Here is a 13,426-nt window from a genome sequence, read left to right on the forward strand (position 1 = left end):
ATCTTCTAATATTTTCAGCGTTAAAAATAATGGTGATACAGATATTTCATTGCAAAAACTGGCCCTACCGATATAAGCGATAAAAACTTAATTTTCAAAAAACTTATGAAAATAACAAATATATTTTAGTTTATGAAAATTATGAAATAAAATCTTTTTTTGAATTATAATAAATATATTCTTATATCGAAAGGGGAAAAATGATGATAAATTTTTTGCGCAATAATAAAATCGCTACGATTCTTTTAACTATCATCAGAGTCTTTTTAGGAATTGAATGGACAATGGCTGGATTTGAAAAGGTAACTGGCGGTGCATCGATGGCCGTTAAGGGTTTAGTTGCTAATGCTATTAAGAACCCAGTTAAAGGACCTACAGGCAAAGTTCTTTATCCATGGTTCAATAGTATGTTGAGTGCTATCCTGCCTCACTATAAAGGTATGAGTCTTATTGTTTCGTGGGGAGAATTATTAGTTGGTTTAGGATTGATTTTTGGTTGTTTAACAACTGCTGCGGTATTCTTTGGTTTGATGATGAACTTTTCATACTTACTAGCAGGTGCAATCTCCGTCAATCCACAATACATTTTCTTGGAATACTTCATTATTATTGGTGGATTTAATGCTGGTAAAATCGGTTTGGATTATTGGGTTATTCCTTGGATCAGAAAAAACATCTTTAAAAATAAATTACCAGCGTAGAATTTATAATTTAACTGAAAAAGAGATTGGGAAAAATCCAATCTCTTTTTTTTCTTTTTTATGAAAATTGTTGTTTTTGGAAATAAGGAGCAAGTAGGCACTATACTTATTTAAAATAAGGCGTAAAATAACTTATTGGTATAGATATTATAAAATGTGTGCAGATTTCAATAAATATTGTGTCTAATTATTCGCAATTGGACATAAAACAGGTTATAAAAACATAAATTTATTTACTATAATATAAATGTTTTAAAAAAAGTAAGCGCATATCTATTATAATAGAGTAAATTGCATCTACATCTACGGGGGTGGAGTTCTTGGATAGCTTTACTGACTTATTTCTATCAAAATCAGAAATTGAAAAAATTCAATTGTTTAATAAGATAAAATTAATCAGAATGACTACTTTAGCCAGTGCTGATTTAATTGGAACTTATCGTGATCGTAATATCAAAGTTAAGGATATTAACTTGCGTAAGGCCGCTTATCAATTGAATAAGAGTTATGGTAGTGTTTATAATACATTTCTTGGTATTCAGGATGATTTTAAGAAGATCCTGAAAAAAGACAAGTATTCAACTGAAGAAATGTTCAATGTGACTCGTGACGCTTATCATGCTTATTTAACGACTAATTCCGATGGCTATTTATTCTTGGACGCTATCGTTAAGGATAAGGAAAGTTCTTTCAAACATTTCTACGAGACATTAGAAAGTAGCAAGGCAACTGTTCTACGCCATCTAAAGCCTATGAGAGGCTATTTGAAACGTTTTGGTGTCAGAATTGCTTACGAACCTATGCGCTTTGTTGGGGACGAAGAATCGATTCGTCTGGCAATCGCTGCCTTGTATTGGAATGCTACGAGAGGATATGTCTGGCCTTTTGAAGACTTTAAGCAATCAGTTGCTTTTAAAGTCGTTGACATTGCCTTAGATAAATATCGCCTCAAACCAACGAATGATATTACAAAGATGTTTTATGCTTACGTAGTTATGGCGCATTTGTATCGGATCATCGATGGCAATCACGTTCAAAATATGGACGCTTTGAATGTCATCAACTATCCTTTCCCAAACATTTTTGAGAGTGCCGGTCCAATGCTTGAAGGCGACTTCAGCAGTAAAAAAGTCCGTGAGTTGAAACGTGCGATTCAAGAAGATGTTAGTTATGAAGAGCAAATGTTCCAATCAGCTGATTTCTATATCCTCTTAATGTGCGTACCAGCAACTTTTGAAGTATCAGAAGATTATTTACAATCTGTCTCTAAACAATTAGTCAGATATAATCCCTTGTTCGCCAACTTTATTGACGACTTCTTGGAATTGATTCCGATTGACGTCGAACAGACTGTTTCCGATATGGCGATGTCCCATTCGGAATTCTTAAGATATAAATATAATTTGACAACTTGTATCATCGGCGTCTTAGCCTTAGACCGTAATTATATCGAAATTTTGAACTTATATTCTGGCTTCGGCGATGCGATGAGTAAATTGAATGATGAAGACCTACAGAGTAAGATTTATTCAACTGTGCAACATCTGATGCTACGTGACAAGTATCAATCCTTGAATGGCAAGTCAAAACAAATTTCTGAAGCTATTTATGCGATTGCCTATCGTTTCTTCTCACTTTACAACAAGAATATTCAAGTTAAAGTTTATTTAGAATTAGAGTCATTCTTCCTAGTTTATTCAGATCTCTCAGTAACTTTACAATCTTTGCCATATGCTAAGATCGTCAGTGATCCTAAGGAAGCTGATATTGTGGTTACCGCCAACAGTACTACCCCACCGGAAGATTCTATGAAAAAAGACGTCTGCATCTATCGTTGGATGTATAACGGAGTTGATGGCCAAATGGGTGGTTTATTGAACTTGATCTATAAGATTTGGACGGAAGAAAAGGTTACTGAAAATCCTAATCTTTAGTTGAAAATAGTTGCAACTATTTTCAGAATATATTATGATACACATTGTGCGATGAGTCGAGAGCCGTCGAATTTGGACGGCACTTATGAGGTAGGATATCAAGCACTACTCACCGGATTGTGAGGGATATCTTTGAGAAACTGATGTGAACAGGGACTCAATTACTCTTTTGAGTACTACCAACTAAAACCATGGTTGCTTTATGCCATGGTTTTTTTATTGAAAAAAATATAGAAGAGGTGAAAAAGATGCGCGCTCAACGACTTTGGCTGCTGATTTTGAACATTACTTTTAATTTGGTAATGGGATTCATTCTGCCAGTAAATACAATTTTTATTCATAAGAACTTGCATGAGTCTTTGGTGACAGCTGGATTTGCTTTGATGGTCTATTCAGCTTTTATGATGATCGGCAATGCTCTTGGAGGGGTGATGTTTGATCGTTTTTCCAAACGTGGAACGTTATATATCGGTTATGCGATTTCAATCGTCTCGCTATTCGGTATGTCGATCCATCATGTTTGGCCAACGTATGCGATCATGTTATTTATTTTAGGATTCGGTATGGGGTTAGTTTATACTGCGGTTAATGCCTATACAGCCTTTATTGCGGAACAGATGTTAAGCAATAGCCGAGTTATTTTCAATAATATGTATTTGGCGGCCAATATTGGTATTGCGATTGGATCAACAGCTGTAGGTTTTATTTTCAAGTGGAGCATCTTTTTGACTTTCTTTATTCCAATGCTGCTTTTCATAATCAGTGCGATTATTTTGTTATTGAAAGCTAATCTATTAGATCATGTTCAAGAGCATGATGACGAGAGTGAAACAGTTCATAACTACGTTACTAGCGATACAGTCGACCCTAAGATCAAGATTGGAGCCAGTCGTTTTACAGTCAATCTGTTCATTATTTGTGCTTCGATCTTCATTGTTTGGTTAGGATATTCTCAATGGGACAGTAACCTATCAGCCTACATGCTGAATCAAGGTTATACGACCCGTGAATATGGTTTGGTCTTTACGATTAATGCCGGTTCATTATTGATCATTCAACCAGTAATGAATCGTGTCGTTTCAAAGTTCTTCAAATTATTAAAATATCAAATTTTTATAGGAACGATTATTATGGGATTATCATTCCTGTTGTTGCCAGAAGCTAATTCATACTTGTCCTATGTCATCAGTATGTTAGTTCTGACAATTGGGGAATCAATGGTCTTCCCAACTATTCCAGCCTTATTAAGCAAGATGTCGACTAATAAGAATCGCGGAACTTTCCAAAGTTTCTACAGTATTTTTGGCTCATTAGGACGGGCAATCGGTCCTTACGCTGGTAGTTTGATCGTTACAGCATTGTCATTTTCAATGTTGTTCGTGGGAATCACAATTTCGATGATTTTAGTTGCTATAGCAATGCTAGGTGTGAAAGAATTAGGGTAGTAAGTGAGGTAATATCATGATAATTATTTTGTTGGTATTGTTGTTGCTAGCCGTTCTAATTCTGAACGCCTTTTTTTTATACGTTCAAAAACGAGGTTCGAAAGCTTTAGGAACTGAGGCACCTAAAGTGAAATTAGATGCAGGACTGGCAGAGGCAACTGAAAAGTTTGTTCAAAAAAATAAGCAAGAATGGCAAATTCACTCCAGCCAGACTAATAATCGGCTTTTTGGCTGGTTCACCGATAATGGGACGAATGTGACAGTCATTATGGTACATGGTTTTGGCGTCGACCATAATTCCTTGAATGTACACGGGCAGCTGTTCGATAAACTTGGTTGCAATGTGTTGCAAATTGACAATCAAGCGGCTGGTAAAAGTGAAGGAAAATATTTAGGCTGGGGCTACTTGGAAAGTTTGGATGTCTTGGACTGGATCAATGAAACTTTGCAAAGAAGGCCACAAGATAAAATAATCTTATTTGGAGCTTCAATGGGAGGCGCAACAGTTATGTTAACTTCACAGTATGAGCTGCCAAAAAATGTTAAACTGATAATTGAAGATTCTGGATACACGAGTGCCAGCGATATTTTAAGTTATCATTGTCAAAAGCGGTATCATATTAAGGGTAAACTGTTGATCAGTGGGATATCGTTAGTTTCTAAATTACGAGCTGGTTTTTGGTATCGCCAGACCGACTGTAGAAAAGCACTGAATCAAAATCAATTGCCATTATTATTTATGCATGGTAAAAACGATTTTACAGTTCCCTTTGAAATGCAGGCGGAGTTATCCACATGTGGAAAATTCCCTCGAGAGATCTATCAAGGCCTTGGCGTTCATATCAGAAGCTATTACATTGATTCAAAAAAATATCAAATGGCTGTGGAAAACTTTTTAAAAAAGTACCTTTAGGAGAGAAGTATGAAAATTAAAATTGCTGATTTTATTGAAAACATTCAGGAAGGAAAATTCAACCAAACTAGTTTAGAAATTAGTAAGGATGACTTGCTTCAAGAAGATCTCTGGTCGGTTGAGAAGGCCAAAGAACAAATTGAAAAGGATCTAGCCGATAATAAACTTTCTCAAGTTATGATCCATGTGGCTGATGCAGAATTTGAAATAAATTACTATTTAGAAACTGGTGTAATCAATCTGCCTTTTGATGATGCTAAAAAAGTAACACATTTCTTCGATGATGACGCTGAAGTTGAAACTAAGATTTATCTTTCGACAGCTTGCGATTATTTGAACGTCTCTAAATTTCATATCGATTTAATTTCAGAAAAAGCTTTGCAAAAAAATGAAATTAAACAGACAATGGATATAATGAAAAATAACTACGAAACTTCTGTAGAGAATTTTTCTAAAAAAGACGAAGAAGAAAAAGAGGAAAAATAATGAATTCAATGCTACTGCTCATTGTCATGGGTGTTGCAGCTGGAGTTCTAGGAGCAATTTTAGGTATTGGTGGCGGGATGATTATCACGCCGGTGCTAACCATTATGATGGGGTTAGATATTAAGTATGCGATCGGTGCCAGTATCATCTCCGTTATTGCAACTAGTTCTGGTTCAACGATTGCCTATTTGAAGGATGATATGCTGAATCTGCGGGTAGCGATGTTTCTGGAGATTGCCACGACTGTTGGGGCGATTATGGGGGCGTTACTAGTAGGTCTATTTTCAAGTAATTTCTTATATGTATTATTTGGATTTTTCTTACTTTATTCTACATATAACATGATTCGGAAATTGTTCGATAAAAAGGGTGAGGCTGTCTATACACAAATCGGTCCGACAGTCCAAAAGTTCAAATTAGCTAGTACTTATTATGATAAGGCTGAAAATAAACAAATTGACTATTCGATGAAAAATATCCCTGGTGGTTTCATTATGATGTGGGCCGCCGGATTAGCTAGCGGTTTGTTAGGTATCGGTAGTGGAGCCTTTAAGGTCATTGCTATGGACACGATCATGAAGATGCCTTTGAAGCCATCGAGTGCTACGAGTAATTTAATGATGGGTGTTACAGCGGCTGCCAGTGCGACAGTTTACTTTTTCAATGGTTCGATTCGACCAGATATTGCTGCACCATTAGCCATTGGTGTTCTAGCTGGTGCAACGATTGGTGCTCGTTTGATGCAGGTATTAAAGCCTAGAGTTATCAGAATGATTTTCATTCCTATCATCTTGTATATGGGAGTGCAAATGGCTCTGAAGGGATTTGGGGTGAATATTTGATGCAATCACATGAAGAGACACGCAAGGTTGAAGTTATTATCGGTCAAATTTTAAGAATTGGTGTTATTACTTCAGCTATCGTGATTTTGATCGGTATTGGTTTATATTTTATGAATGGATCAGGTTACCCAACTGTTGTTAAGGACGGTCAAACGATAATTGAATTTCCACGTAGATTTTCAGCCATCTTTGCTGGAATAGCGGCAGGAAAGTCATATGCCGTTATCATGTTCGGTGTTTTCTTGTTGATTTTGACACCTGTTTTGCGAGTGATTGTTTCCATTTATGCTTTTTATAAAGAGCATGATACGTTATACGTTGTTATAACTACGGTTGTTTTAGTTATTTTAATGTTTGCAATGTTTTTAGGTTATCGAAGTTAGAAATGGCTGAGAAAATAATATAAATAATTTAAAAAAGCTCTGATTCTTTTAGAATCAGGGCTTTTATAGTGAATCAGATAAGGTCCAATCAATTGTACCTTGGTATGTTCCTGCTGGGGATGGCTTTAGAAGCGATAGGAGAATACCATTGTCAGAAGTCCAAGTTTGAGTGACATCAGTGATTTGTTCTTCATCGCTAGTTTTAGTATTTTGAGCGATCTGCACATTTTTATCAAGCGGAAAAATTGTGTTAGACGAATCCTTAAAAATCATATTACCATTGAGTGTCTCTTTGCTTGACGTATTTATCAGTGATGATCCTTGGGCTTCCAAACGCCAAGAATTTCCAGAACCACGGCTATCGGTTACCTTAACAGCCCAGCCCGGTTTTCTAGAGATGATCTTATTGGCTGTCGAAAAATTAACATCATTAAAAGCGACAGTTGGACTGACGTCTAATGAAACACTACTACCGATTTCAATCACTTTACTTAGTGTATTGGAAACATCACCAGAAGTGTCATTAGCGAAGAAGGATAAGGTATTGATCGATGGATTTTTAAACTGAGTGTGATCTAAGTGAATCTTAAATGAACCAGCTGGATCGTTGTTGTCTAATTTGAATGTTGGTAAAGCTACACCATTTAAAGTGGGATGAACTGTTATATTGGAGTTGATCATAGGATTATTATTTGTGTAGTATAGCTGACCATCAACGTCGACATCTTCACCGGGATTGATTTTTATGTAATTAGGAAAATCACTATCTAGTTTCAACACTCGAGCTTTGATCTTGAAACTTGGTGCTGTGGTGTTGGTGATGAGATTATCACCTTCAAAGATTCCCTGAGCTTGAGGAACGGTTAAGATGGTTGGAGCAGTTTTAGCAGTATTACCGTGTAGTTTGATGACCGCAGTTGGGCTTTTGTCGCTTAACGATTCGGGTAGTAAATATTTAACTAATTTTTGATCAGCGAATGCACTGGCTGGAATTTGATAGGTATTTCCAGTTGTCGGATAATAAACGCTACCACTGGTCAATGAGACGTTTTGAGGAATATCCATCTTAGCATTTATTTTGTCCCAGTCTCTAGTCCAACCGATATAATTTAAATTATAAGTATACGTGATTTCATCATTGGGATCGGCGGTACTAGTGCTAACAATTTCTTTGTTTTGAGTATCATTATGAATAGTAGCACTGGCTTCAGCTGCAACAAATGAAGGCAAAGATTCAAAAACAACTAGGTTATTTTCAAAATATTGACCAGTCGAACCAGTAAAGCCCCAATATAAGCGCTTGGAACCATCTTCGTTATCAAGATTAAATTTTTTTGTATCTACATCAACAATTGATTCTCGTTCATCATCAGGGATAGTCGTCGAACCGTTAGGATCTTTATCGTTGAAATAGTAGGCCATTTTACCGATTGAGCTTGAAGAATCAGTCGGAGGCATCCATTTAACAGTTACATGGTGCCAGCGACTGTCAACTATTTTTAAGTTATCGCCAATATAACCAGTGTGTTTCATTGTAAAGTAATGACGAACTTTGCCGTTTGGACCGTAAGCCGTTTGAAGAACGTAATTAAGGGGATCATTAGGATAGCCTGTGGCTATATGTTGACCACGATTGAAAGTGGCATCAAAAGAAACCCCTTCTCCAGAAAGTTGATCATATTGTGTCAAATTATTGACAAAGGTATCAAATTCCAAAGCCCAACTGTTTTTAATAGCAGTGTCGGCAACAGCTTGAGTCTGAACTTGGTTATAATCCCAATCAGCTCCCCAGACCCCTAAAGACTGTCCATTAACAGGTGTCCCGTCAGCCGAAAGTGCAATTGCATTTTCTCCCAGACGATCATTTTGTAAAACGAAAGCCATTCCATCAGCAGGATAGTCACCGGTATTACCGAAGTAAAGCCACATGGAAGCAACTTGTGGGTGATTGAGATCGAAATAATTTTTTGCAGATAAATTACCCCAAACGGCACCAGTTTGATATGTTCCGTTTGTTAAGGAGATAACACTAGTATCGGGATTGTTTGGATTAGTTGAGTTTACAATAGTTGCATTATTAATATCAGACCCTTTAGAAGAGCTTGGTTTGGATGGGAATTTAGCAACTACGAAATTGTCCGGATCCCAAGCTAGTCCTTTGGGTGTAGTTTGTAAAGCATGATCATAATCTGCGTTGTTGGCTTTGACAGTTAGATAGTTTGCCTGTAAAAGAAAGAATATCGGAAAAACAGCACAAGCGAAGATAAGATGTGGTAGTAGTCTTTGCCAATTAATTTTATTCATAAGAATACCTCTCGAATTGGTATAAACTTTTCTATTATTTTTGTGGTAGTTATTTATATTTTCGGACAAATTGTAACATATGGGATTTCTTTTATTTGAAAAAGCTGCTTATTTTTTGCACAAGTTTCTTTATAAAAAATGAGTAAAAAATCTTTCGGAACAATTTATTTAACTGAACTTATCATTAAATAAATTGTTTCGAAAGATGAAGTAGGGTGGAGCGAATATCTAATTTTGTTTGCATTTTTGGATAACAAAAAAGTTCGATATGAATTTTTTTAAATTCACATCGAACTTTTTCAATTAAAAGATTGTTTTATCAGCTTTTCTTTTGTATTGAATCTACTAAGGTCCAATCAATTACACCTTGGTATGTTCCTGCTAGGGATGGCTTTAGAAGCGATAGAAGAATTCCATTGTCAGAAGTCCAAGTTTGAGTGACGTCAGTGATTTGTTCTTCATCGCTAGTTTTAGTATTTTGAGAGATTTGCACATTCTTGTCGAGCGGAAAAATTTGGTCAAATGAATCCTTAAAAAGCATATTACCATTGAGTGTCTGCGTCTTGTTTGTGATATTGATCAAGGGTGACCCTTTGGCTTCCAAACGCCAAGAATTTCCAGAATTACGGTTATCAGTTACTTTAACGATCCAGCCAGGTTTTCTGGAGATGATCTGATTACCTTTTGAGAATTTAATATCATTAAAAGCAACATTTTTGCTGACATCTAAGGAAACGCTACTACCGATTTCAATCACTTTATTTAGGGGATTAGAGATGTTTCTAGAAGTATCGATAGCGAAGAAAGATAAGGTATTGATCGATGGATTTTTAAACTGACTGTGGTCCAAGTGAATCTTAAACGAACCAGCTGGATCCTTGTCGTCTAATTTGAATGCCGGTAAACTCTTACCATTTAAAGTGGGATGAACCGTTATATTAGAATTAACTATAGTATTGTTATTTGTATAATACAATTGACCATCAACGTCGACATCTTCACCAGGATTGATTTTTTTGTGATTAGGGAAATTACTATCAAGCTTCAATAATCGAGATCTGATCTGGAAACCTGGTGCAGTTGTGTTGGTAATTAAATTATCACCTTCAAAGATTCCTTGAGCTTTGGGAACAGTTAAGAGAGTTGGAGCGGTTTTAGCAGTATTACCGTGTAGTTTAATGACCGCAGTTCGACTTTTGTTGTTTAACGATTCGGGTAGTAAATATTTAACTAATTTTGGATCAGTAAATGCACTAGCTGGAATTTGATAGGTCTTTCCAGTTGTTGGGTAATAAACGCTGCCGCTGGTCAATGAGACATTTTGAGGAATGTCCATTTTAGCATTTATTTTAGTCCATTCTTTAGTCCAACCCTTATAATTCAAATTATAAGTATACGTGATTTCGTCATTGACGTCGGCGGTACTAGTACTAATAATGTCCTTGTTTTGGGTATCATTATGAATAGTAGCACTAGCCTCTGCATCAACGAATGAAGGTAGAGATTCAAAGATAACTAGATTATTTTCAAAAAATTTACCAGTCGAACCAGTAAAGCCCCAATATAAGCGCTTAGGTTCGTCCGGTTTTTGAAAATTAAATTTTTTAATATCTACATCAACGGCTAAGTGTCGTTCATTATTAGGAATATTTGCTGAGCCATTGGGATCTTTATCATTGAAATAGTAGGCTATTTTACCGATTGAACTTGAAGGATCAGTTGGAGGAGTCCATTTGACTGTCACATGATGCCAATGGCTATCAACTATTGTTAAATCGTCACCGATATAACCTGTATGACTCATTGTATAGTAATAACGAACTTGACCGTTGGGACCCTGGGCTATACGAGCAGTATAGTTTTGATAATCGCCAGGATAACCTGTGGCTATGTGTTGACCACGATTGAAATACGCGTCAAAGGAAACACCTTCACCCGAGAGCTTATCGTATTGTGTCAGATCATTGACGAAAGTATCAAACTCTAAGGCCCAACTATTTTGAATAGCAGTTTTGGCAATAACTTTACTATCACCTTGGTTATAATCCCAATCGGCTCCCCAGACTCCTAAGGATTGCCCATTAACAGGTGTCCCGTCAGCCGAAAGTGCGATGGCATTTTCCGAGTCATGTTGTAAAACAAAAGCCATTCCATCGGCAGGATGATCACCAGTATTACCGAAGTAAAGCCACATGGAAGCAACTTGTGGGTGACTGAGGTCAAAGTAATTGTCTTTGCTAAAGTTACTCCAAACAGCACCAGTTTGATAAGTTCCGTTCGTTAGGGAAATAATACTCGTATCTAGGTTATTTGGATTAGTTGACTTGACAATAGACGCATTATTAATGTCAGATCCTTTAGAAGAACTTGGCTTGGATGGGAACTTAGCAATTACGAAATTGTCCGGATCCCATGCTAGTCCTTTGGGTGCGGTCGCTAAAGCATGATCATAATCTGCATTATCGGCCTTAACAATCAGACAATTTGTCTGCAAAAGTAAGAATATCAGTAAAATGGCGCCAACAAAAATAAGTGGTAGACGTGGTAGTAGTCTTTGCCAATTAATTTTATTCATAAGAATACCTCTCAAATTGGTATAATCTTCTCTATTGATTTTGTGGTAGTTATTCATATTTGCAGACAAATTGTAACATATAGGAATTTTTTTGTTCAAATAAAATGATTACTTTTTCTAAAAATATCTTTATAAAAATTGAGCAAAAATTTTTTACAACAATTTATTTCATAACGAAATCAATTAAATTGTGTGAAATAAAATAATTTACAATCGCTTTCAAGAAGCTTAGAATAAGGAAATAATAGCTAATAGGAGGGATATTAATGTCTAAAGTAAATATTGATAGTAGTCAACCAATCCCATTAAATGACCATCTGTGTTTTTCTTTATATGCAACCTCAAGATCAATTCAAAAGTTGTACCATGACGGACTCAAAAAGCATGGTTTGACCTATCCTCAGTATCTCGTTTTAGTAGCGTTATATCAGTATGAAGAAGTAACCGTTAAGCGTTTGGGTGAACTATTGTCACTAGATTCTGGAACGTTGACACCTCTATTAAAACGAATGGAGAACGACGGATTAGTCATTCGCCAACGTAGTAAAGCCGATGAAAGAGTGGTCGATATCCATTTGACTGAAGCGGGAAAGAAAAAACGTGAGTCAGTTAATAAATTACCAGAAATTTTAATCCAAAAGAGTAATTTCACTCAAGAAGAGTGGAGCACGATGGAACAATTATCTAAAAAAATGTTTGAAAATATTAATAGTTAACAGACTAGCAAGCTGTATCATATAGTTTGTCGCAAATAAAAGAGCCTCTGATTCTCATTGGAATCAGAGGCTCTTTGTTTGTACTTGAATATTAGATTAATTTATTTTAGTTTTTTAACTTTATTAAAAAGAGAATCAGAGTCTGGAGTCTTATTGTCACCAGTCCGACCAATGTCGTAATCGGAATCTTTCATAGCTTCAACTTTACCCATCAAGTAGCCATTACCAACTTGTGAGAAGAAGTCATGGTTGCTAGTTCCAGTTGAGATACCGTTCATAACGATAGGGTTAACATCTTCGGCATTGCCATCAGGGAATAGAGGCTCCTGACCCAAGTTCATCAGTGCTTTGTTGGCGTTATAACGAAGGAAGACGAGGACTTCGTCGACCCAACCAACATCTTTGTATAACTCACGTGTATATTTCTCTTCATTATCGTAAAGCGTGTAAAGTAAATCATACATCCAATCTTTTAGTTCAGATTGTTTGTCTTCACTCAATTCGTTGAATCCCAATTGAAATTTATAACCAATATAAGTTCCGTGCACAGATTCATCACGAATAATCAACTTGATGATTTCCGCGACATTGGCCAACTTATTATTACCTAGATAATAAAGCGGAGTGTAGAAACCAGAGTAGAACAAGAAGCTTTCTAGGAAGACACTTGCGACCTTCTTTTGAAGAGGTGCGCCATTTTGGTAAATTTCATTGATGAACTTAGCTTTGTTCTGGAGATATTCGTTATGATCGGTCCAGTCAAAAATCTCTTCGATCTCTTCGGCACTGTTTAAGGTACTGAAAATTGAGGAGTAACTTTTGGCATGGACTGATTCCATGAATTCAATGTTATTGAAAACAGCTGTCTCTGCTTGAGTACGAGTATCTTTGAGCATAGCTTGAATACCGTCTTGCGATTGCAAAGTATCAAGTAATGTTAAGCCACCAAAGACATGACCAACTACGGTCTGTTCAGCGTCGTTTAAAGTACGCCAGTCGTCTAAATCATTTGAAAGAGGGATACGAGTATCGAGCCAAAATTGTGAAGTTAACTTTTCCCAAGTTTCCTTGTCGATCTGGTCTTCCAGTTTATTCCAATTCATTGATTTGTAATATGTATCGACCAT

Annotated in this window: 11 protein-coding genes; 8 read left to right on the plus strand and 3 right to left on the minus strand. The window is 36.3% G+C overall.

All coding sequences use genetic code 11. The features are described 5' to 3' along the window. The first annotated feature begins 200 nt into the window (after positions 1 to 200). From ACYT32_RS06475 to ACYT32_RS06505, 7 genes are all read left to right on the plus strand, one after another. On the plus strand, positions 201 to 701 hold the full coding sequence (locus ACYT32_RS06475; RefSeq protein WP_461793378.1) for a Crp/Fnr family transcriptional regulator: 501 nt from the start codon (positions 201 to 203) through the stop codon (positions 699 to 701). 311 nt (positions 702 to 1,012) lie between these two features. Then, entirely contained in the window at positions 1,013 to 2,635 is a 1,623-nt protein-coding gene (locus tag ACYT32_RS06480) for a helix-turn-helix domain-containing protein (protein WP_461793379.1), read from the plus strand. 248 nt (positions 2,636 to 2,883) lie between these two features. Beyond that, positions 2,884 to 4,080: an MFS transporter gene (locus ACYT32_RS06485; RefSeq protein ID WP_395265426.1), complete on the plus strand. Its 1,197-nt coding sequence runs from the start codon at positions 2,884 to 2,886 to the stop codon at positions 4,078 to 4,080. A gap of 16 nt (positions 4,081 to 4,096) precedes the next feature. Further along, positions 4,097 to 4,993, plus strand: a complete 897-nt coding sequence (locus tag ACYT32_RS06490; protein ID WP_395265424.1) for an alpha/beta hydrolase — start codon at positions 4,097 to 4,099, stop codon at positions 4,991 to 4,993. Between the two features lie 9 nt (positions 4,994 to 5,002). Then, positions 5,003 to 5,479 carry a hypothetical protein gene (locus tag ACYT32_RS06495; RefSeq protein ID WP_395265423.1) on the plus strand — a complete coding sequence of 159 codons (477 nt, stop codon included), beginning with the start codon at positions 5,003 to 5,005 and terminating at the stop codon, positions 5,477 to 5,479. After that, positions 5,476 to 6,321, plus strand: a complete 846-nt coding sequence (locus tag ACYT32_RS06500; protein ID WP_395265434.1) for a sulfite exporter TauE/SafE family protein — start codon at positions 5,476 to 5,478, stop codon at positions 6,319 to 6,321. The genes ACYT32_RS06495 and ACYT32_RS06500 overlap by 4 nt, the downstream gene beginning before the upstream one ends. Next, on the plus strand, positions 6,321 to 6,704 hold the full coding sequence (locus ACYT32_RS06505) for a DUF1634 domain-containing protein (protein WP_395265422.1): 384 nt from the start codon (positions 6,321 to 6,323) through the stop codon (positions 6,702 to 6,704). Before ACYT32_RS06500 ends, ACYT32_RS06505 begins: the two co-directional genes overlap by 1 nt. Before the next feature lie 63 nt (positions 6,705 to 6,767). Here the strand turns inward: ACYT32_RS06505 and ACYT32_RS06510 are convergent, their stop codons facing one another. Beyond that, complete coding sequence (locus ACYT32_RS06510) at positions 6,768 to 9,008, minus strand: lectin-like domain-containing protein (RefSeq protein ID WP_395265421.1); 2,241 nt, start codon at positions 9,006 to 9,008, stop codon at positions 6,768 to 6,770. A 319-nt stretch (positions 9,009 to 9,327) separates the two neighbouring features. Beyond that, positions 9,328 to 11,583 carry an L-type lectin family protein gene (locus ACYT32_RS06515; RefSeq protein ID WP_395265420.1) on the minus strand — a complete coding sequence of 752 codons (2,256 nt, stop codon included), beginning with the start codon at positions 11,581 to 11,583 and terminating at the stop codon, positions 9,328 to 9,330. A gap of 266 nt (positions 11,584 to 11,849) precedes the next feature. On the opposite strand from ACYT32_RS06515, the gene ACYT32_RS06520 reads away from it, so the two are divergent. Continuing rightward, positions 11,850 to 12,299 carry a MarR family winged helix-turn-helix transcriptional regulator gene (locus ACYT32_RS06520; protein ID WP_395265419.1) on the plus strand — a complete coding sequence of 150 codons (450 nt, stop codon included), beginning with the start codon at positions 11,850 to 11,852 and terminating at the stop codon, positions 12,297 to 12,299. 101 nt (positions 12,300 to 12,400) lie between these two features. On the opposite strand, the gene nrdF is transcribed toward ACYT32_RS06520, so the two are convergent. Next, positions 12,401 to 13,426, minus strand: a complete 1,026-nt coding sequence (gene nrdF / locus ACYT32_RS06525) for a class 1b ribonucleoside-diphosphate reductase subunit beta (protein ID WP_395265418.1) — start codon at positions 13,424 to 13,426, stop codon at positions 12,401 to 12,403.

It is taken from the genome of Companilactobacillus sp. FL22-3, from assembly GCF_054881455.1.